Here is a 20,624-nt window from a genome sequence, read left to right as displayed (position 1 = left end):
ACGATCAGAGGATCGGCGTGCCGCCGGTGACGGCAATGCGCGCGCCGGAGATATAGCTTGCCTCATCCGAGGCCAGCATCACGAACACGGGCGCCACTTCCTTCGGCTGGCCGGGACGCTTCATCGGCGTTTCGTCGCCGAAGCTTTCCACTTCGTCCGGCGGCATCGTCGACGGGATCAAAGGGGTCCAGATCGGGCCCGGGGCGACCGAGTTGACACGGATTCCCTTGTCGGCCAACAGCTGCGACAGGCCGCCCGTGAAGTTGGCGATCGCACCCTTGGTCGTGGCGTAGGCCAGCAGCGTTGGCTTCGGCTTGTCGGAGTTGATCGACGTGGTATTGATGATCGACGAACCGCGAGGCATGTGCTTCACGGCCGCTTTGCACAAGTGGAACATGGCAGTGATGTTCACCTGGAAGGTGTAGTCCCATTCGGCGTCCGGGATGTCCTCGATCGCTTCGTGACTCATCTGGAAGGCGGCATTGTTCACCAGCACGTCGATGCGCCCGAATTCGGCCACTGCCTTCTCGATGATCGCGCGGCAATGCGCCGGATCGGCCAGGTCGCCCGGCACGAGGATCGCGCGCCGGCCCGCTTCTTCGACCAGACGCGCCGTTTCCCTGGCATCGTCGTGCTCGCTCAGGTACGAGATCAGCACGTCGGCGCCTTCGCGCGCATATGCCAGCGCCACGGCGCGGCCGATGCCGCTGTCGCCGCCCGTGATCACGGTGGCCTTGTCCTGCAGGCGGCCGGAGCCGCGGTAGGTCGTTTCGCCGTGGTCGGCTTTTGGATGCAGGGCGGCTTCGCTGCCCGGTGGTGTTTGCTGCTGTGATGGCATGTTCATCGATATGGCCTTTCGAATTGGATAGCTGACTGCATGTAGGGCCAGCCTGACGGCATTTGCGCGGCCGGTCGGTTCGGTGACACACCCAGGGCCCGGTCTGCGTCAGTAGCAACCCCGATAGGCTGGCGCCGCGTTTTCGGGTAGGCTTATGCTATTGACAAGGCCAACACATGGCCGATACCAGGAGACCCGCATGTCCATACCCTATGCTACCCACCAGCCCGAGCGCGCCGAGATCGATGCCGCGCCAGGCCTAGTCGTCCTCGATTTCGGCACCGACTGGTGCGGCTATTGCCGCGCGGCGGCGCCCGTCATTGCCCAGGCTGTGGCTGCGTATCCGGAGGCCCGCCACGTCAAGGTCGAGGACGGTCCCGGCCGGCCACTGGGGCGCTCGTTCCGCGTCAAGCTGTGGCCCACGGTGGTGGTGCTCAAGGATGGCCAGGAGGTCGCGCGCGTGGTGCGCCCGGCCGATGCCGGCGCCGTGAGCAAAGCACTGGCCATGGCGGTCGCATGAGCGTCGTCACGGCCAACAAGCCCCGCACCGTCCTGTTCGCCAGCTTGATCGGCACCACGATCGAATTCTACGATTTCTATATCTATGCCACGGCGGCGGTGCTGGTGTTTCCGCGCCTGTTCTTCCCGACCGCCGATCCCGGCGCCGCGATGCTGCAGTCCCTCGCCACGTTCGCGATCGCCTTCTTCGCACGACCGGTGGGTTCGGCCGTGTTCGGGCATTTCGGTGACCGCGTGGGCCGCAAGGCGACGCTGGTTGCGGCGCTGCTCACAATGGGCCTGTCCACGATCCTGATCGGCCTGTTGCCGACCTACGCGCAGATCGGCGTGGCCGCGCCGCTGCTGCTGGCGCTGTGTCGTTTTGGCCAGGGCCTGGGGCTCGGCGGCGAATGGGGCGGGGCCGTCCTGCTCGCGACCGAGAATGCGCCGCCCGGCAAGCGAGCCTGGTACGGCATGTTTCCCCAGCTGGGCGCGCCGATCGGCTTCTTCCTGTCCGGGGGCGTGTTTCTGCTGCTGGGCGAAGTCATGACCGATGAAGACTTCTTCGCCTGGGGCTGGCGCATTCCGTTCCTGGCCAGCGCGGTGCTGGTCGGCGTGGGTCTGTATATTCGTCTTAAAATCACCGAAACGCCTGACTTTCAGAAGGTCCTGGACAGCAAGGCGCGGGTCAAGGTGCCGGTCGTGACCGTCATGCGTGACCATCGCCGCGCGCTGGTGCTGGGCACGTTCATTGCGCTGTCGACCTTTGTCATTTTCTACCTGATGACGGTGTTCGCGCTGAGCTGGGGTACGGCAAAACTTGGTTATACGCGCCAGCAATTCTTGCTGCTGCAGTTGTTTTCGGTGTTGTTCTTTGCACTGACCATTCCGCTGTCAGCGCTGCTGGCCGACCGGCGCGGGCGGCGTACGGCGATGATGCTGGTGAGCGGGGCCATTGCCGTCTTCGGCTTGCTGTACGGGCCGCTGTTCGGGGCGGGTGGCGCGTGGTCGGTGGGCGCCTTCATGGTTCTGGGTATGTGCCTGGTGGGTTTCACCTACGGACCGCTGGGCACGCTGCTGGCCGAATTGTTCCCGGCCGAGGTGCGCTATACCGGCGCGTCGCTGACCTTCAACTTTGCCAGCATCCTGGGCGCCTCGGCGGCGCCGTATATCGCGCTGTGGCTGGGCACGAACTACGGGCTGGAATATGTCGGCTACTACCTGAGCGGCGCGGCGCTCATCAGCCTGGCGGCGCTGATCATGGCCAAAAGCCTGATGCCGCGCACCGGGGCGGCGTGACCGAACGTCGTTTCGGCGCCCTGACGGGGCGCGCGCCGCAGGCGCTTGACGCGACGTTTCTGGCCTCGCTCTACCTGGCAACGCGGCCCGACCTGGGCGCGTTGCCGGTGCCGCGCAGCGTGATCGAGGGCATCGCGCGGCACCAGCAGCAGCTTCAGGTTGACGACTATGCGCGGCGCTATCCCGCGGCCGAGACCTGGCTGCTGACCGATGGCGAGCACGCGGTGGGGCGGGCGGTGCTGGACTGGACGGACGACACGCTGCGCGTGGTCGATCTGGCGGTGGCGCCGGGCATGCGCCGCCAGGGCATCGCACGCACCGTGCTGGCGGCGCTGCAGACGGCATGTCAGGGGCGGCGCGCGATGGCGCTGCGGGTGCGCGCGGACAATGCCGCCGCTCGCGCGCTGTATGCGGCGTGTGGCTTTGCCGTCGTGCGGGACGACGGCGCTACGCTGGAGCTGCGCTGGAATTGGGCCTGAACCCGGCTTAAACCCGGCTCAAGCCCGGCTCAAACCCGGCTGAAAATGCGCTGGCGCCAAGCGCCTAGAACGAATAGACCATCGTCAGAGAGGTCTGGGTGTCCGTGTTCTTCTTGTCTTCGGGCACGCTGCTGTCATTGCGCACGCTGAACCCCGCCTTCATCTGCATGCTGCCGTTGATTTTGGTTGACAGCGAAGTCTCGGCCACCGAGTGCGTGTTCGACGTGCCTTTCTCGACAGCGAGCGTCTGCGCGAAGAATGCCGACGGGCTCACCTGCCAGCGGAACTGCGCCGCGCCACGCACGGTCAGGCCGTCTTCTTCTTCATCCGTTTCGCGCTTGCCGTTGAAGTAGCCCGGGCCGATCTCGACGTCGAGCGTCTTGTCCGGCGCCGTGTACCAGCGCGAACCGTAACCGACCGACAGCGACGAGTAGCGCACATAGGCGCCAAACTTGTCGTTGACGTGCGAGCCGAGGATGAAGGCGCGGCGCCCGTCGCCCAGCAGCTTGAAGGAGGCCTTGGCCGACGTGGCCCAGCGCTCGGCCGAGCGCGTGCGCTGCAGCTCGCCTTCCTCGTTCTCGTACTCGTCTTCCTTGAAGTAACCGCTGGCAATGAATTCATGGCTCCACTGCGACGTTTCGTGACGCGCGTCGATCTTGCCCGTCACCGATGTGCCGCTGGTATTGCCGGAGGTATTGATTGCACCGAGCTCGGCCGAGGTGAACCAGCCACCATCGGGAATCGCCGGCATCATGACTTTCAAGGGCGCGTGGACGTCGCCAACCTGGGGCAGATCGGGGGCCGCGTTGGCCGCGCCGTGGACGCTGACAAAGAGCAGCGCCAGGATCGGGGATAGTTTCATCAGCATCCGTAGAGAAGCGTGGGCCGCACCGCCGGACTTGTGCAGGGCAACCGGCCCATCGTTCGTGAATCGTGCGCGGCAGTTACGTTGCCGCGAGTTGACCGATATTGTAACGCATGGCGCAGTCAACGTTAAATAGAGGAGAGCTTTGAACTGATGAGCGGCGCTGTGGTCCAACCCCAGTCCCCACCGCCAGGAGTCGATCATGAAAGCGCCGCGTTTCAAACGCTGGTTCGCCAGCTTGCCGTCGCTGAACGTGCCGCAGCGCCAACAAGTGCTCGATGCCCTGCATCCCGCAGCTGGCCTGGACCACGTCGTTGCACTCATCGCTCAGGCCCGGGGGGCGGGGCGCTGCTGTCCCCGGTGTGGGGATGCGCGCTGCCACCGGCACGGGTTTGCCAACGACCTGCAACGCTTTCGCTGCTGTGTCTGCGGCCGTACGTTCAACGACCTGACTGGCACGCCACTGGCGCGACTCAGACTCAAGGCCAAATGGCTCGCGTATTCGCAGGTACTGCTCCATTCCCTGTCCGTGCGCAAGGGTGCCGACCGCGTCGGCGTGCATCGCAATACCGCCTTTCGGTGGCGCCACCGCTTTCTCGATTGGGCCAAGCTCGACCGGCCTGCATCGCTCAACGGCATCGTCGAGGCCGATGAGACGTTCCTTCTCGAATCGCAAAAAGGCTCGCGCTCGCTGGACCGCCCGCCACGCCGGCGGGGCGGCTACGCCCCCAAAAGTGGTATTTCGCGGCATCTGGATTGCATTCTGGTGGCGCGCGACCGGGATGGTCGCACCATTGATGCCGTCACTGGCCGGGGCGCATTGACGGCTGCGCAACTCGAACGCGATTTACTGCCCAGGCTTGACCCGCAGGCGCTCCTGGTCAGCAACAGTCAGGCCGCGTACCGGGCATTTGCACGCAAGCACAGGATCGCTTACCAGGCGGTCAACCTGCGTGCCGGCGTGCGCGTCAGGCACGTGGGCAGCCGTGCCATCCACGTACAGAACGTGAACGCGTATCACGGGCGCTTCAAGGATTGGCTGCGGGGCTTTCGCGGGGTGGCATCGCGCTATCTGCCCAACTACCTGGGCTGGCGCTGGGCCCTGGATGGCGGGCGAGTCCGTTCTGCAGAACAATTGCTCTGTATCGCAATCAGCGTCATCAACAGATAACGTTGACTGCGCCTAACGCATTGCCTTCACAATCATGCCCCGACGTAGGCGATCTTGAATGCAAACAACCCGGCGATGACCCAGACCACAGGCTTCACGTCACGGGCGCGGCCGGTGAGCAGCTTGAGCACGGCGTAGCTGATGAAGCCGAAAGCAATGCCCTCGGCGATCGAGTAGGTAAACGGCATGCCCAGCGCAGTGACGGCCGCCGGAATGCTCTCGGTGGTATCGCTCCATTCGACGTCGCCCAGATCGGCCAGCATCAGGCAGGCGACAAACAGCAGCGCCGGCGCGGTGGCGTAGGCCGGCACCACCGCAGCCAGTGGCGCGATGAAGAGGCAGGCGAGGAACAGCACTGCCACGGTCAGCGCGGTCAGGCCCGTACGGCCGCCCACCTGCACGCCGGCCGCGCTCTCGATGTACGCCGTCGTGCTTGACGTGCCGAGCATGCTGCCGGCGACGATGGCGCCGCTGTCAACCAGCAGTGCCTTGTTCAGGCGCTCCATCTTGCCTTCGACCAAGAGGCCGGCGCGGCGCGCTACGCCCATCAGGGTGCCGGTCGCATCGAACAGTTCGACCAGAAAGAACACCAGCACTACGTTCAGGATGCCAGCCGCCAGCGCGCCCGGGATGTCCAGCGCGAACAGCGTCGGCGAGATGGACGGGGGCAGCGAGAACAGGCCCTGGTAGGTATTGCCGCCGAAGAAAAAGCTGAGCACGGTCACCAGCACGATGCCGATCAGGATCGCGCCGCGCACCCGCAGCCGGTCCAGCGCGACGATGACGAAAAAGCCCAGCACCGCCATCAGTGCGGCCGGCTGGTGCAGGTCGCCCGCCTTGACGAGCGTGGTCTCGCTGGCGACGACGATGCCAGCGTTCTTGAGGGCGATGAGCGCCAGGAACATGCCCAGCCCGACCGTGATGCCGACCCGCATCGAGCGCGGAATGCCGTCGACGATCATCGCGCGCAGGCCGACCATCGTGACGAGGATGAACAGGCACCCGGAGATGAACACGGCGCCCAGTGCAGCCTGCCACGGAATGCCCATGCCAAGCACGACGGCGTAAGCGAAGTAGGCATTCAGGCCCATGCCGGGCGCCATGGCGATCGGGTAGTTGGCGTACAGGCCCATCAGGGCGGTGCCGGCGGCAGCGACGAGGCAGGTGGCGACGAATACCGACTCCTTCGGCATGCCGGCGTCACCCAGGATCGATGGATTGACGAAAATGATGTACACCATCGTCAGGAACGTGGTCAAGCCGGCCGTGAGTTCGGTGCGGATGGTCGTGTTGTTGGTGCTGAGTTGGAAGAAGCGGTCGAGCATGGTGATCCTGCAAATTACGGTAGGGCGAAGCATATCACTGCAGATCGCGCTGCGCCTCGGGTCGCCGGCGGCTGTCCGGGGGCCATCCCGCGGTGTTACCATGCCAGCTCGATTCTTCGTTCACCTTCATTCTCCAATTCAGACATGCCAAAAAACAAGCGTCCGGTGCCCCGCACCTCGAACAACACACGCGAACCGGACACCAATGCCCAGGCCCAGGAAATGGCCGATCTGGCACTCGAGATCGCCGAGCGCGAAGACCTGGTATCTGGCGAACCCGACGACGCCCGGCGCGAACAGCTGGCCATCGCCGTGCGCAAGGCCGTGCGCAAGAAGCGCGACGAGGTCCTGTACGAGGCGATCGAACTGGCCCGCTACACCGATCCGCTGGCCTGCCGCATCCTGCGCGGGTGCATCGACGAAGAAGCGGCAACGCTGCGCGTGGGCCGCGAAGGCAGCCTGGAACATGATATCGACGCCTTCATGGTGCCGCTGTTCGTGCGCAGCCAGGGCGGGCTGGTGGCGCAGCAGACGTTCCAGGACGAAGCTGCCTTCGAGGCGCTCGTGGCCAGCTTCCAGGATGGCGGCCTGGATAGCCCCGATGCGCGCGTGATCCTGCTCCAGCACGCGTTCGACCTGAGCGAAATCGATCACATCGCCTACGGCACCCTGCACGAGATGCTGCGCGAAGCCGCCGCGTCGCTGATGGAAAAGAAGCTGCAGCCGGCCCCGACCATCGCAGCAAGCATGCGTGGCTGGACCGGCGAGCCGGTCGCGCCGGACGAAACCGCGCTCGAACTGCGTTTTTTGCTCGGCTTCTCATTCAAGCGCAGCGACGATGCCTTTTACCGGATTCCAAAGGACGAGGCGGGCAGCGACGCGTATTTTGCGGCGCGCATGGACCGCTACCGTGACTGGACCGTCACCGTCGCACCGCTGGTGGCGCGCTGCCTGGCGGCCGACCCGGTGCGGCTCGAAGTCAATTTCCTGTACCAGGATTTGTTTTACGGCGCCAAGGAACAGGGCGTGGCCGAGCTCGCGACGCTGGGTGTGCTGGCCGAGATCAAGGGCCTGCTGCAGGCCAAGGACCTGGCGCCGGATGCCGTGCACGCCGCCGTCGCCCCCATCGATATGGGTGAGCACATCCTGTTGCGCGCGAACCTGTATGCGCTGGACGGTGGCCGGCCATGGGGCAGCGTCGAGAAGCCGGTTGACCTGGCCGCCGATCTGGTGCTCGAGGTCGATGAGCTGTGCGATGCGCTGCTCTCGCTTGGCCTGGAAGGCGTATCGATCGCTGCCGGATTCAGCGACGATGGGCACGCGGAAGGCGCCGCGCCTTACCAGCCGGGCTCAGTCGTGTAATTTCCCCGGGGTGCACTGGCCGGTGCACCTGTCCACCTCACGGTACTGGAATTGCTGCTTCGTGGTGCGATGCAAACAGCGTTGCACGACGGTTTTTGCGAGTGACTTCCGGTGTTTCAGGTCAGGATATTCACCTCTCTTCGTAGTGGAACTCCCTGTCGCGTTGTAGGACGGCACTGACAGAAAATGGTGTGAAACTGTGTGTTTCCCTATGAAGCCTGACAGAAACAACCCACGGTCGCGTTACATTCCTTGAAATATTGCCCTGCACAAATCAAAAAATTAAGAAAATTGCATGTTACGATCCTGTCGTCCGGCCAGGTTCCCGCGCGCTAGCAGCGGTGGTCCCAGTACAGAGAGAAGAACCGTCCGGCTGCACAATCACCAACAACTATAGCGCCACCAAGGCGAAAAGGAAAACTCACATGCCGACCCTCATCGTGTTCTGTCATCTCCGCTGGGATTTCGTGTTTCAACGTCCTCAGCACCTGATGACACGTCTGGCTCAACACTACAAGATTCTCTTCGTCGAAGAGCCGATGCACACGGATGGTGAAGCGCGCCTGGAAAAAATGGAAGTCGCTGACAACATCACCGTGTGCCGTCCGCATACGCCGATTCACCAGTGGGGCTTCCACGACGACCAGTTGCCGACCATGCAGACCCTGCTGGCCGACCTGGTGCCTGCCGGCGAACAGCCAATCGTGTGGTTCTACACGCCGATGGCGCTGCCGCTGCTGCAAGGTCTGAAGCCGTCGAAGGTGATCTACGACTGCATGGACGAGCTGGCGATGTTCAAGAACGCGCCGAAGCAGCTGCTGCAGCGTGAAAGTGCGCTGCTCAATATCGCCGACGTCGTGTTCACCGGCGGTCCGAGCCTGTACCAGTCCAAGCGTGACCGCCACGCCAACGCCCACTGTTTCTCGAGCAGCGTCGATGCCGGTCATTTCCGCCAGGCGCAGGACACCGCGATCTCGCATCCGGACCAGGCCCATATCGCGCATCCACGCCTCGGTTTCTACGGCGTGATCGACGAGCGCTTCGACGTCGATCTGGTCTCGAGCATGGCCGATGCGCATCCGGAATGGCAGATCGTTCTGGTTGGCCCGGTTGTCAAGATCGACCCGGCGACGCTGCCAAAGCAGGCCAATGTGCACTACATGGGCCAGCGTACGTATAACGAGCTGCCACAGTTCCTGGCTGGCTGGGACGTCTGCCTGCTGCCGTTCGCGATCAACGATTCGACCAAGTTCATCAGCCCGACCAAGGTGCTGGAGTACATGGCAGCCGAACTGCCGTCGGTCTCGACGCCGATTACCGACGTCAAGGTGCCATACGGTGACGTGGTCGAGATCGCCGAATCGCACGCCGACTTCATCGCGGCCTGCGAACGCCAGCTGGCGCTGACCCCCGAGGCGCGCGCCACCATGGCAGCGCGCATGCGTGAAGTCGTGGCCGGCACGTCGTGGGATCTGACCGCCACTAGCATGCACGCGCTGATCGAAGGCGCCGAGCGCAGCAACAAGGTCGAGCGCTTCTTCGCCAGCAACCAGGAAGCCGTGCCAAGCACGCCAGACCTGGTCGCGGTTGCCAACGCGGGTTAAGCGCTGCAGCAAGCACGGAATGAAAAGGCCGGTGTCGCGAGACACCGGCCTTTTTTACGTGGTGCTGTCCAGGTCGGCGCGCCCGCCAGCGTGCGTGGTCGCTAGGACACCTGTCTGAGCACAAGTTCGATGGCTTCCACGGTCGTCGGTTTGGTCAGGTGCGCGTCGAACCCGGCCTGCGTCGTGCGTTCGCGGTCGGTCTCGCCACCCCAGCCGGTCAGCGCCACCAGACGCACGGCCGCATAACGGGCGTCGGCGCGGATGGCGCTGGCTACCTGGTACCCGGACATGCCCGGCATGCCCAGATCGAGGAAAATGACGTCCGGCATCAGGCTTGGCAGCATGCGCAGCGCCTGGTGGCCATCGTTGGCGACTGGTGCGCTGTGGCCCAGCATGGACAGCAGCGCGGCCAGGGTCTCGGCCGCATCCCGGTTGTCGTCGACGACCAGCACGCTGCGCGCCGGCAGCAACTCGGCTGGCGCTGCAGTCTCGACGCGCGGCATGCCAGGGGCGGGATCGACGGCGAGCGGCAGGCGCACCGTGAACACGCTGCCGGCATTGGTGCCCGCGCTGTCGGCGCGCACACTGCCGCCATGCAGTTCCACCAGGCTTCGCACCAGCGACAGGCCGATCCCCAGCCCGCCGGAGCCTGGCTGCTGTGCCTGGCCGACCTGCGTGAACATCTTGAATACCGTTTCCAGTGCGTCGGGCGCGATGCCGATGCCGTTATCCGTCACCGTGATCAGTGCCTCATCGCCCTCAACCCTGGCAGCCAGTACGATGCGCCCGCCCTTCGGTGTGTAGCGTGCGGCATTGTTGAGCAGGTTGCTGATCACCTGGGTCAGGCGCGTCGGATCGGCCAACAGCGGCAATGGCATGGCCGGCAGTTGCAGCTCGAAACCGTGGCGCGCCGCCTGGATCAGCGGCATGCTCGTTTCGACCGCGGCCCCGATCACCGTGGCCAGATCGACCGGCTCGCAGCGCAGTTCGACCTGGCCACGCTGGATGCGGGCGACGTCCAGCAGATCGTCGACCAGCAGCACCAGGTGGTCGAGCTGGCGCTCCATGATCTCGTGCACGCGGTTGACGGCAGCGGCGTCGCCCGGTGCGCGGCGGATGAATTGCAGGCCGCTGCGGATCGGTGCCAGCGGGTTGCGCAGTTCGTGGGCCAGCGTGGCCAGGAACTCGGTCTTGAGCCGGTTTGCCTCGGACAGGTCGGTTGCCATCTGGCGCAGCGCGGCGTCCGACCTGCGCCGTTCGGTCACGTCGGTAAACAGCACGGCGAGGCGGTGCGGGTACGGGCCGCCCAGACGCGTGGCGTACACGTCATACCAGCGCGCCAGGCCCTCCGCCTCGTTCTCGAAACGCACCGGTTCGCCCGTGGTGGCAACCTTGCCGTAGATGTCGAACCAGTGTTGCTCGTGGTGTGGCACGAAGTCACGCATCGTCTTGCCGACCGCAGCGACGAGGCCGGTATGCTTGATGAACGCGGGATTGGTTTCAATGAAGCGGTAGTCGCAGGGGCTGCCGTCGTCGTCGAACAGCACGTCGATCACGCACAGGCCTTCGTCGATCGAGTCGAAGACCGTGCGGTAGCGCTCTTCGCTGGCGCGCAGTTGCTGCTCCGCCTCGAGCTGGCGGGTCGTGTCGATGATCACGCCGCGCACCACGCGCGCCTTGCCCTGAAGGTCAGTCTCGACGTGGCCGCGCGCCATGACCCAGCGCCAGCCCCCATCTGGCAGCCGGAGCCGGTAAGTCGCGCCGTAGGTGCTGCATGTGGCAATCGCAGCGCTGATCCCGGCGGCCGTCGATTCCACGTCGTCAGGATGAATCGCCGCGAGATAGCGTGCCAGTGGCGCACTGCGCCGCTCGTGGCGTGGTACGCCGAACAGATCGGCCACGCGCTCGTCGGCCTCGACGCGATCGGCGCTGATGTCCCATGACCAGATGCCCAGCTCCGCAGCTTCGATGATGCGCGCCAAACGCCGGCTGGTCTCGTCCAGCGCCGCCTCAGCCCGGCGACGCTCGATCTGCGTGTCGAAGGCGGCCGTGTAGAAACGTGCCTTGGCGTGCAGGATCGTCGGCGACAGGGGTTCGGTCAGTACCGCAATGACGCCGGCATCGTACAGCGCCTCGTGCCGCATCGGCAGTGGCACCGGCAAGCCGATCGCAACGATGGGTGTCAGGCTCGAGCGCGCATTGGTGCGGACGGCGTCGATGACCGCCAGCATGGAGTCAGCGTCGCCCGAGTAGCCGACCAGAACCAGGGCGAAGTCCTGCCGCCGCACGCATGCCAGGCCCTGTTCGAGGGACCTGGCATGCAGGACAGTTCGGCCCAGGGCGCATGCAACCTGTGTCACGACCGGGTCGACATCGGGATTCTTGCAGATGAACAGGATGCAGCTAAGGATGGGACGATCAGGACTGTCGGGACGGTCGTTCGAATCGGTCAACATGCGCCTGGCTTGCGTGTGTGTTTATTCTGACAATCTAATGTGTGGCAGGAAATGTGTCAACGTTCAATTCGGCGGATACATGGCCCCAGGCGTTCCCAGGGCCCGCAACTGTCAGGATTTCTCCGGCACCGCTTGCGACGGCACCGGCGTCTTCAGCGATTCGGGAAGTGCATCGGCGATGCCGTTGCCAGGCGCCTGGCCGATGCGTCGTGCCTCGTCCGAGTGCTGGTCGAGACTGACTTCTTCGGCGACGTCGAAGCGGCCGTCTTCAAACCCTTCTTCACCCGGCAGCAGGTTTTCGGAGCGTTGCTGTTCGCCGCCGGCAGGTTTGCGCTCTGGTTGTTCGTGATCGGTCATATGGGTCTCCATGGAGGGTTGGTGTGTGCCGATTATGGCGCAGCGCATGCGGGCAGGGCGCACGCCAACATCCTGGAGTGCTCGCCTGTATTTAACGTTGACTGCGCGTAAATTTATGCTCAGGGAATTGTCGCTCGGCTAGAATGCCCGCTGTTTCCTTTACTGTGTCGTCACCATGTTCCGATTGTCTTTTGCCAGTACCGTCGCCCGGATCGCATTTGCTGGCGCGCTGCTCGCGTCTGCCGCCGTCCAGGCTGCCAGTTGCCCCGTCCACTACCTCGATGGCCGCCTGCCGGAAATCCAGAACCAGAAGCTGGCGGTATCTACCCGCGAGCTGTGCTACGGCGTGTTCGGTGTCATGCATTCGGGTGTGACCCGTACGCCATTGTGGTCGGCAGAATATGTACGCGCAGATAATCTCAAGCGTGCCCAAGGGCTCGACCGCGACGATAAATTTCACGCCGAGGCGCGCCTGCCGCGTGGTCAGCGCGCTGAGCTGTCCGATTATGCCCGCAGCGGTTTCGATCGCGGCCATCTGGCGCCGAATGCAGACATGCCCGATCGCCGCACCCAGCGTGAAAGTTTTTCGCTGGCCAATATGGTCCCGCAAGACCGCGACCATAACCGCAAGATCTGGGCGCCGATCGAGGGCGCCGTGCGCACGATGGCAAAGACCGAAGGCGAACTGTACGTGATTACCGGTCCGGCGTTCCTGGGCACGAGCCTGAAAAAAGTCGGCAACGTCATCGTGCCGACCCATTTGTACAAGGTGGTTTACAGCCCGCGGCAGCGCCTGGGCGCCGCCTGGCTGACGGAAAACCGGGCCGACGCGCCGATCAATGTCGTGCCGGTCGCTGAACTCGAGCGTATCGTCGGCATCGAATTGCTGCCATCGCTGAGCACGCAGCAAAAGGAGCGCATGCTGCGCCTGCCGAAGGTCAAGCAACCCAAGAAACGTTCATAACACGGAGGATCCATGAGCAAGAAAAAACCGGTCACTTTTGTCCCGTTCGCCAACGAGGCCGACGTCATCGGCATCGGCGAACTGACGCTGGAAAACCGGCTCGACCGCATCACGATTTCGGGCGACGTCGACCTGACTGCCGACGTGCCGGGTCTGGAACATGCACGCCGCCTGCACGCCGTGCTGGGCGAGATCGTGGCCGCGCTGGAAGCGCGTGAACTGCCGGCGCAGTTGCCACCGCCGGACGTCAAGACCATCGACAATCCCTTCGCCTGAGCCCTCACGGCTGCCAGCGCACGCTGTGTGCACACCGCCTGATCCTTACCGGGCGGTTTCTTCCTTTTTCTCCTCTGCTGTCATGGCGCTGTCATTCTGCATGCGTGCGCTATGAGTGCGCCATGCATGCGCTGCGCGACGCTAAATTTCCGCTCGTCAATGGTGCGCGAGTTTCAACGAGAATAGAGTAATGTTGACAACATAGCGCGAACGAAACGGCGGCGTCGTCGCCCGCGCAAGATCCACTATTTTTCGGAGGAACGACCATGCAACATACTCTCGTCGCGGTGTTCGATAACCGCACGGATGCACAGAACGCACTGAACGAATTGCTGTCGTCGGGCTTTACCCGCACCGATGTGCGGTTGTCGTCGACCGAAGCGGACACGATCGGCCAGAGCGACAGCTTGAGCACATCGTCGGACCTCGATACCGCCCGTAGCGCCGACGGCGACACCGGCATCACCGCCAGCATCAAGAATTTCTTCGGCGACCTGTTCGGTTCCGATAACGCTGAACACGTCAATCGCTACGAAGGCGCCGTCAACAGCGGTCGCCATGTGCTGACGCTGGTCGCCAGTTCGCTGCCTGAAGTCGAGCGTGGCGCCGACATCGTCGAACGCTACGGCCCGACCGACATCGACGAAACGTCGAGCGGCACGCCAGATCTGGCCTCGACCGGCTTCAGCAGCGGCGCCATGCACGCTGGCAGCACGATCGGCATGCAGCAGGCATCGTCGATGTCGGCGCAGTCGACCCCGACCGGCGCCGGCTCGGCGCAGGCCGCCTCGATCCCGTCGCTGGACAATCCAGGCGACCGTCAACTGTTCCAGCACCAGGAGTCGCTCGGCACGGCCGATCTGACCAACTCGACCCACCAGGAACCGTTGGGCCAGAGCGGCCTGACCGCCACCGGCGGCACGTCGCTGCAAGGCTCGACCCTGCGTGACACGGCGATCCAGGGTTCGGCTCTGGAGGGCTCGATCCGCCAGGGTTCGACCGCAGTCGACAGGGGCGATTCGCTGCAGCGCGATACCAGCGTCGGCAATACTGGCACCGGCACCGGCACCGGCGGCACCCACTTCACCGACAAGCAGCGCAACGGCGTGCGTATTTTCTCGCGCGGCCAGTCGGATGCAGCAATGGGCAATGCCACCGGATTTGAATCGGGTTCGGGCAGCAGCGCCATGGGTGGCTACAGCAACGACGACACCTACTACCGCAATCACTTCGACACCACCTACGCCACCACCGGCGCGTCATACGACGAGTACGCACCAGCCTACAGCTACGGTAGCGAAGCTGCACGCAGCGGCCGTTACACCAACGGCGCCTGGGACGATATCGAAGCCGACCTGCGCAACGACTGGGACAGCCGTTACGCTACCGGTGGCGAGCCATCGACCTGGGAAAAGATGAAGGCCGCTGTGCGTCACGGCTGGGAACGCATGACGGGTGACGACGACGACATGTACCGCGGTCACTACGACAGCACCTACGCAGCATCGGGCGAAAAGTATGACGACCTGAAGCCTGCGTACTCGTACGGCACCGAAATGCGCCGCAACGAACTGTACCGCAACCGTCCATGGGACGACGTCGAGACCGACCTGCGCACGGGCTGGGACAACCGCATTGACGGCACCCGCGAATTTTCCACCACCGGCAGCGACAGCAGCGAGCCGTCGGCCTGGGATCGCGTCAAGAACGCCGTGCGTCATGGTTGGGACAAGATGACCGATGACAATGACGACGACGTCTACTACCGCAATCACTGGAATTCGGTCTACGGCAGCACCGGTGGCGCCTACGACGAATACCGTCCAGCGTACAACTACGGTACCGCCATGGCGCGCGAAGAGAAGTATCGCAATCGCCCATGGGCCGATGTCGAGACCGATCTGCGCAGCGATTGGGACAACCGTTATCCGGGCGAGCAGTCGACCTGGGACAAGATGAAGTCGGCGGTTCGTCACGGCTGGGAACGCATGATGCGTTAAGCGTATCAGGCTGGATTGAAGTAAACATGAAAACGGCGCCAGTTGGCGCCGTTTTTTTTTGGTCTGCTGCTTGGGCGTAGGGTGGACGGCATGGCCGTCCACCCTACGGGCTGACCCGAAACCCGATGAGCGGGCTCAGGCCGCCTCGGTCATCGGCAGGCTGATACGATTGCGTCCCAGATGCTTGGCCCGGTACAGGGCCGCATCGGCAATGGCGACAAGCTGGTTCGCATGGTTGTCAGGGCCGGCGATGGCCGTGGCCGCACCGATCGACACCGTAACGTGGCCAGCGGCAAAGCAGCATGGCAGTTGCAGTTGCTCGACCCGGGAGCGGATGCGCTCGGCGACGATGGCCGCGCCCTTGAGCGACTGGTTCGGCAGCACCACGGCGAACTCCTCGCCCCCGTAACGCGCCACCAGGTCATTGGCGCGCATTTCGCTGGCCACCGCACGCGCGACGCGCTTCAGGCATTCGTCCCCGCCCAGGTGGCCATAGGCATCGTTGTAAGCCTTGAAATTATCGACGTCGACCATCAGCAGGGACAGTGGCTGCATCTGGCGTAGTGCACGCGCCCATTCCGCCTCCAGCGTGTCGTCAAAGCAGCGCCGGTTGGCCAGCCCGGTCAGGCCGTCGCGGGTGGCCAGTTGTTCCAGCGCCGCCTGGGCCATCTTTTCATCCGTCAGGTCGCGCAGCGTTTCTACCACCGCCGACAGTTGGCCATTGGCGCCGAAGATCGGGCTGGCATCGGCCGCCAGGTAGCGGCGGCGGCCGGCGCGGGGCATGTCGCACCAGCTCTCGATGGACAAGCCTGGCTGGGTGCGTCCGTTGTCGGTCGTGATGTCGGTGGGCTCGCCCGTCCGGGCCGGCTCGCCGCGGGTGCGCAGGACGAGATCGGCGAGGGTAGGGCGCTGGACGTCGTAGAAGCTGCGCCAATGGTCGGTCGTGCCAAGCACCTCGGTCGCCGCCACGCCCGTCAGGTGCTCGCAGGCACGGTTCCAGATCGTCACGCGCGCATGGGTGTCGAGCACGAAGACTGGCACCGACAGGCTTTCCATCAACTGACCGACGAACGCGACGTCCTGGAGCAGGACGGTCGGATAGGCGGCGCTGCTGCTTGTGTTGATCATGAGCAGTCCTCTGCGATTGGTAGCGCTTCGGTTTGCGGCAACCGGGTGGCTGTCGTCAGGAACCGATTCTGCTACCGGCATCACGACACGCTATTGATCTATAGCAAGGAGGTTCGAGCGTTGTGTTTAACGTACACGGTTGTGCGGTCGCACGTGGAACAAGCGACCGGATCAGGCACCAGTGTCAGGCAACCGCCTCAGTCAACCGTTACCAGTTCGGCCGCGCGATTCTGGACGGGCAGCGACAATGACCAGCGCCCGGCGTGCCCGGCGGTCGCGATCACGCGCAGCACGCCGCCCATCGCTCGGATCTGGTCGATGAGCTCCGCCGACAGCGAGGCCACTTCGCCCGGGGCGCTGGCGCAGCCGTCGATTTCCAGCCCCAGTGAGCCTGCGTTTTCCAGCAACCGCACGTGCAATTCACCGTGCTGCACGCGCGCGGCAGTAGCAAGCACATCTTGCAGCACACGAAAGACCGCCAGCCGCGCGCCGCGATCCTGGCCTGCGCGTGAAGTAGGATCGATGCCGGCTTCGAAGCGATAGCGCATGCCGTACAGGTGTGCGTGCTCGGCCAGGCAGCGCTCGAGCGCATGGCGCAGGCCGTCGCCAGGGCCGAAACCGCGCAGGCCACTGGCTACCGCGCGCACGGCGCCAAGGGCGCCATCGATGTGCGTCATGGCGCTGTCCAGCCGGCTGGCCAGCGCTGGCGCCTGGGCGATAGTGGCGCTGTCGTGCAGGCTCGACAGTTCGGTGCGCAGTGTCAGCAGACGGCGCCCGAGTTCGGTCTGCAGTTCGCGCGCGATGCGGGTGCGTTCGGTGTCGCGCACGTCTTCATTCTGGCGCACCAGGCGGTACACGACGTCATGGTTGTCGGCCAGTGCCTGTTCGGACTGCGCGCGGGCTTCGCGTTCGGCCACCAGCTGGCCATGCAGCGTGCGGGCGCGTTCTTCGAGACCCAGACTGCGCCGCAGGCTCAGGCATGCCAGCAACAAGCCTGCCATCGTCAACATGATGCAGGCCAGCAGTTCCGGTGGTGCGCTGCGCAGGGGCAGTGGCACCATGAAATGGGCTTCGCTGGCGCTGGCGCCGCAGGCGACGAAGGGCATGGTCGCCAGCAAAAACGTGTGTTTGTTCATGGTTGCCCTCGGGTCGGATTCGGAAGTTTCCGTAAGAACTTACCGCTCGACTCCCGTAGGAATATTGTGCAGTCTCAAACCTGACGTTTCCGACACGACCTCGGCGATCGATGACATCCGCTGCGCCAGCGAATGCGCCGCGTTATAATGGAAGGTTGACGAGAGGCTTAACGTGACTTACAGCATTAAAGAGATCTTCTACACCTTGCAGGGCGAGGGCGCCCACGCTGGCCGGCCGGCCGTATTTTGCCGGTTTTCCGGCTGCAATCTGTGGACCGGCCGCGAGCAGGATCGCGCCACATCGATCTGCCAGTTCTGCGATACCGATTTCGTCGGCACCGATGGCGAACGCGGCGGCAAGTTCAAGGAAGCCGCGTTGCTCGCTGCCGAGATCGACGGTTTGTGGCCGACCACCTATCCGGCCAGCAAATATGTCGTGTTCACGGGCGGCGAACCGCTGCTGCAACTCGATACTGCCCTGATCGATGCCATGCACGCACGGGGCTTTACTATCGCCATCGAAACGAACGGCACGCTGCCGGTGCCTGACGGCGTCGACTGGATCTGCGTCAGCCCCAAGATGGGCTCGACGCTGGTGGTGGAAAAAGGCAGCGAAATCAAGGTGGTCATCCCGCAAATCGGGCAAGACCTGGCGGCCTACGAGCGCCTCGACTTCGAGCACTTCTTTGTGCAGGCGATGGATGGGCCACTGGCGTCGCAGAATATCCGCCTGGCCATCGAGACATGCCGCGCCAATCCGAAATGGAAGCTGAGCCTGCAGACCCACAAGCTGCTCCAGATTCCCTGATTTATTCACTCCATTATCACTCCATTACCTAATAAAGCAGCAATGTTGACCATTACCCGCAAGCTCGAATTCGATGCCGGACACCGGATTCCCGACCACAAGAGCCAGTGCCGCAATCTGCACGGGCATCGCTATACCCTTGAAATTACACTGACCGGCGAAGTCATCGACGCTGACGGCAATTCCGACAACGGCATGATCATGGATTTCTCCGACGTCAAGGCCCTGGCCAAGCAGCATCTGGTCGATGTGTGGGACCATGCCTTCATCGTGTACGAAAAGGATGACAAGGTGCTGGACTTCCTGTCGTCGCTGCCGGATCACAAGACCGTGGTGATTGACCGCATCCCGACCGTGGAAAACCTCGCGCAGGTGGCGTTCACGATCCTCAAGACCGTGTTCATCGACCGCTTCGGCACCGGCCTGCGCCTGCACAAGCTGGTGCTGCACGAAACCCCGAACTGCTGGGCCGAGATCACCGATGCCTGATGTGCCGTCCGCAGTCGTGCATGACAATGCTGCGGATGCGGCGCACGAGCATTTCATGGCGCTCGCCCTGGACCAGGCGCAACTGGCGTGGGACCGTGGCGAGGTGCCGGTCGGCGCTGTCGTGGTCAAGGACGGCGAAGTCATCGCGACGGGTTTCAACCAGCCGATCAGCGGCCACGACCCGACCGCGCATGCCGAAATCGTGGCGCTGCGCGCCGCCGCCGACAAGCTGGGCAATTACCGGCTGCCCGGTTGCGAGCTGTATGTGACGCTCGAACCGTGCATCATGTGCTCGGGCGCGATGATGCACGCACGCCTGGCGCGCGTCATCTACGCAGCAACAGACCCGAAAACCGGCGCCTGCGGCTCGGTCGTGAACCTGTTCGACGAGCCTTCGCTGAATCATCATACCGGGGTGGTCGGCGGCGTGCTGGCCGATCGGGCAAGCAGCCTGCTGCGCGCGTTCTTCGCCGAGCGGCGCGCATTGGCGAAGAAAGCCAGCGCGGTCTGATACCGGTTGCTCTTGCAAGCTGGCGCTGCGGGCCGACCTTGATCGGTACCGGTGGGCGCGGTAAGATGTTTCCAGATTCCACCTACCGCCTCATCGCCCACCCGTGATCACTTCCCGTCTCGGCATCGCCATCGCGGCGCCTGCTGGCTGTACCAACGATCCGCTCGCCGTCGAGCGCGCCATCGCACGCTTTGAAGCGCAGGGCTGCCTGGTCCGCAATTACTACGATCACAGTTGCCTGCATCAGCGCTTCGGCGGCACCGACGACGCCCGCCTCGCGCAATTGCACGCGGCTGTGGCTGACCCCGACATCCACGTGATCATCGCGCTGCGCGGTGGTTACGGCATCAGCCGCCTGTTGCCGGCCATCGATTTCGATGCCATTGCCGCCAGCGGGAAGATCATCGTCGGCTTTTCCGATGTCACGGCGCTGCACATGGGACTGATGGCCAAGACCGGCGCACTCAGTTATGCCGGCCCGATGGTCGCTGGCGACTTTGGCGCACAAGAGCCGGTGCCGTTTACGCTCGACGATTTCTGGGCCTGCCTTGCCGGCCCCACCCACACGATCCGCGAGAGCGTCAGCGGCAATCCGCAGCTCGACGTGCGCGGCACGGTCTGGGGCGGAAATCTCGCCATGATCGGCTCGCTTGTCGGCACGCCGTACTTCCCGCGGCTCGACGGCGGTATCCTGTGGCTCGAAGACATCAGCGAACACCCGTACCGCGTCGAGCGCCTCCTATTGCAATTGATGCAGGCGGGCGTGCTGGAACGCCAGCAAGCGGTGGTGCTGGGCGATTTTTCCGGCTACCGCCTGGGGCCGCTCGACAACGGCTACGACTTCGATGCCATGCTCGAGTATGTGCGCCGCACGTTGCCGGTCCCCGTGCTGACGGGCCTGAGCTTCGGGCACATTCCACGGCGCGTCACGATCCCGTTCGGCGCGCAAGGGCAGCTGCAATCGGACGCTGATGGTTTCAGCCTGATGCTGTCGGACTACCCGACCGTGCGCCGGGCCTGATCGCGCACCAGCCAACGGCGCCCGGTAACGGCGCCCG

At 64.1% G+C, this 20,624-nt stretch carries 20 protein-coding genes; 13 read left to right on the top strand and 7 right to left on the bottom strand.

From position 1 onward, the window contains the following. Nucleotides 1–4 precede the first annotated feature (4 nt). Nucleotides 5–844: a glucose 1-dehydrogenase gene (locus AC56LY_RS08520; protein ID WP_499578328.1), complete on the bottom strand. Its 840-nt coding sequence runs from the start codon at nucleotides 842–844 to the stop codon at nucleotides 5–7. A gap of 193 nt (nucleotides 845–1,037) precedes the next feature. Between AC56LY_RS08520 and AC56LY_RS08515 the strand changes: the two genes are divergently transcribed. From AC56LY_RS08515 to AC56LY_RS08505, 3 genes are read left to right on the top strand one after another with little or no spacing between them, the layout of a single operon-like run. Beyond that, the gene (locus tag AC56LY_RS08515) at nucleotides 1,038–1,358 is read left to right on the top strand and encodes a thioredoxin family protein (protein ID WP_499578325.1); all 321 of its coding nucleotides are present in this window, start codon (nucleotides 1,038–1,040) and stop codon (nucleotides 1,356–1,358) included. After that, the gene (locus tag AC56LY_RS08510) at nucleotides 1,355–2,635 is read left to right on the top strand and encodes an MFS transporter (protein WP_499578323.1); all 1,281 of its coding nucleotides are present in this window, start codon (nucleotides 1,355–1,357) and stop codon (nucleotides 2,633–2,635) included. The genes AC56LY_RS08515 and AC56LY_RS08510 overlap by 4 nt, the downstream gene beginning before the upstream one ends. After that, nucleotides 2,632–3,114, top strand: a complete 483-nt coding sequence (locus AC56LY_RS08505) for a GNAT family N-acetyltransferase (protein ID WP_499578322.1) — start codon at nucleotides 2,632–2,634, stop codon at nucleotides 3,112–3,114. The genes AC56LY_RS08510 and AC56LY_RS08505 overlap by 4 nt, the downstream gene beginning before the upstream one ends. 64 nt (nucleotides 3,115–3,178) lie before the next feature. Here the strand turns inward: AC56LY_RS08505 and AC56LY_RS08500 are convergent, their stop codons facing one another. Then, on the bottom strand, nucleotides 3,179–3,982 hold the full coding sequence (locus AC56LY_RS08500) for a DUF481 domain-containing protein (RefSeq protein ID WP_499578320.1): 804 nt from the start codon (nucleotides 3,980–3,982) through the stop codon (nucleotides 3,179–3,181). A 199-nt stretch (nucleotides 3,983–4,181) separates the two neighbouring features. Between AC56LY_RS08500 and AC56LY_RS08495 the strand changes: the two genes are divergently transcribed. Then, the gene (locus tag AC56LY_RS08495; RefSeq protein WP_499578319.1) at nucleotides 4,182–5,150 is read left to right on the top strand and encodes an IS1595 family transposase; all 969 of its coding nucleotides are present in this window, start codon (nucleotides 4,182–4,184) and stop codon (nucleotides 5,148–5,150) included. Nucleotides 5,151–5,182: 32 nt separating this feature from the next. Here the strand turns inward: AC56LY_RS08495 and AC56LY_RS08490 are convergent, their stop codons facing one another. Then, nucleotides 5,183–6,475 (bottom strand): NCS2 family permease, encoded by a 1,293-nt coding sequence (locus tag AC56LY_RS08490; RefSeq protein ID WP_499578317.1) that lies wholly within the window; start codon nucleotides 6,473–6,475, stop codon nucleotides 5,183–5,185. A gap of 144 nt (nucleotides 6,476–6,619) precedes the next feature. Here AC56LY_RS08490 and AC56LY_RS08485 point away from each other — a divergent pair, with 144 nt between their 5' ends. Both AC56LY_RS08485 and AC56LY_RS08480 read left to right on the top strand, forming a co-directional pair. Further along, on the top strand, nucleotides 6,620–7,837 hold the full coding sequence (locus AC56LY_RS08485) for a hypothetical protein (RefSeq protein WP_499578315.1): 1,218 nt from the start codon (nucleotides 6,620–6,622) through the stop codon (nucleotides 7,835–7,837). Between the two features lie 425 nt (nucleotides 7,838–8,262). Further along, complete coding sequence (locus tag AC56LY_RS08480; protein WP_499578313.1) at nucleotides 8,263–9,441, top strand: glycosyltransferase; 1,179 nt, start codon at nucleotides 8,263–8,265, stop codon at nucleotides 9,439–9,441. A gap of 101 nt (nucleotides 9,442–9,542) precedes the next feature. Here the strand turns inward: AC56LY_RS08480 and AC56LY_RS08475 are convergent, their stop codons facing one another. Both AC56LY_RS08475 and AC56LY_RS08470 read right to left on the bottom strand, forming a co-directional pair. After that, nucleotides 9,543–11,897 (bottom strand): PAS domain-containing hybrid sensor histidine kinase/response regulator, encoded by a 2,355-nt coding sequence (locus AC56LY_RS08475; RefSeq protein WP_499578311.1) that lies wholly within the window; start codon nucleotides 11,895–11,897, stop codon nucleotides 9,543–9,545. 111 nt (nucleotides 11,898–12,008) lie between these two features. After that, nucleotides 12,009–12,254 carry a hypothetical protein gene (locus tag AC56LY_RS08470; protein WP_499578309.1) on the bottom strand — a complete coding sequence of 82 codons (246 nt, stop codon included), beginning with the start codon at nucleotides 12,252–12,254 and terminating at the stop codon, nucleotides 12,009–12,011. Nucleotides 12,255–12,429: 175 nt separating this feature from the next. Here AC56LY_RS08470 and AC56LY_RS08465 point away from each other — a divergent pair, with 175 nt between their 5' ends. From AC56LY_RS08465 to AC56LY_RS08455, 3 genes are all read left to right on the top strand, one after another. Continuing rightward, nucleotides 12,430–13,218: a DNA/RNA non-specific endonuclease gene (locus AC56LY_RS08465; RefSeq protein WP_499578307.1), complete on the top strand. Its 789-nt coding sequence runs from the start codon at nucleotides 12,430–12,432 to the stop codon at nucleotides 13,216–13,218. A 12-nt stretch (nucleotides 13,219–13,230) separates the two neighbouring features. Beyond that, nucleotides 13,231–13,494, top strand: a complete 264-nt coding sequence (locus AC56LY_RS08460) for a hypothetical protein (RefSeq protein ID WP_499578305.1) — start codon at nucleotides 13,231–13,233, stop codon at nucleotides 13,492–13,494. A 266-nt stretch (nucleotides 13,495–13,760) separates the two neighbouring features. Continuing rightward, entirely contained in the window at nucleotides 13,761–15,494 is a 1,734-nt protein-coding gene (locus AC56LY_RS08455; protein WP_499578303.1) for a hypothetical protein, read from the top strand. A gap of 135 nt (nucleotides 15,495–15,629) precedes the next feature. Here AC56LY_RS08455 and AC56LY_RS08450 read toward each other — a convergent pair whose 3' ends face one another. Continuing rightward, nucleotides 15,630–16,622, bottom strand: a complete 993-nt coding sequence (locus tag AC56LY_RS08450) for a GGDEF domain-containing protein (protein ID WP_499578301.1) — start codon at nucleotides 16,620–16,622, stop codon at nucleotides 15,630–15,632. Nucleotides 16,623–16,819: 197 nt separating this feature from the next. Then, the gene (locus AC56LY_RS08445; protein ID WP_499578299.1) at nucleotides 16,820–17,758 is read right to left on the bottom strand and encodes a sensor histidine kinase; all 939 of its coding nucleotides are present in this window, start codon (nucleotides 17,756–17,758) and stop codon (nucleotides 16,820–16,822) included. Between the two features lie 172 nt (nucleotides 17,759–17,930). On the opposite strand from AC56LY_RS08445, the gene queE reads away from it, so the two are divergent. The 4 genes from queE to ldcA all read left to right on the top strand — a co-directional run bounded on the left by queE (nucleotide 17,931) and on the right by ldcA (nucleotide 20,587). Next, nucleotides 17,931–18,566 (top strand): 7-carboxy-7-deazaguanine synthase, encoded by a 636-nt coding sequence (gene queE / locus AC56LY_RS08440; protein WP_499578297.1) that lies wholly within the window; start codon nucleotides 17,931–17,933, stop codon nucleotides 18,564–18,566. Nucleotides 18,567–18,608: 42 nt separating this feature from the next. After that, nucleotides 18,609–19,055: a 6-carboxytetrahydropterin synthase QueD gene (queD, locus tag AC56LY_RS08435; RefSeq protein ID WP_183552419.1), complete on the top strand. Its 447-nt coding sequence runs from the start codon at nucleotides 18,609–18,611 to the stop codon at nucleotides 19,053–19,055. Continuing rightward, nucleotides 19,048–19,566, top strand: a complete 519-nt coding sequence (tadA, locus tag AC56LY_RS08430; RefSeq protein ID WP_499578295.1) for a tRNA adenosine(34) deaminase TadA — start codon at nucleotides 19,048–19,050, stop codon at nucleotides 19,564–19,566. Before queD ends, tadA begins: the two co-directional genes overlap by 8 nt. A 103-nt stretch (nucleotides 19,567–19,669) precedes the next feature. Continuing rightward, complete coding sequence (gene ldcA, locus AC56LY_RS08425) at nucleotides 19,670–20,587, top strand: muramoyltetrapeptide carboxypeptidase (protein WP_499578293.1); 918 nt, start codon at nucleotides 19,670–19,672, stop codon at nucleotides 20,585–20,587. The last annotated feature ends 37 nt before the right edge of the window (nucleotides 20,588–20,624 follow it).

The organism is Telluria sp. ZT3P25 (assembly GCF_059685895.1).
Note: the sequence above shows the minus strand (reverse complement) of the source record. Positions and strands in the feature narration are given on the sequence as shown.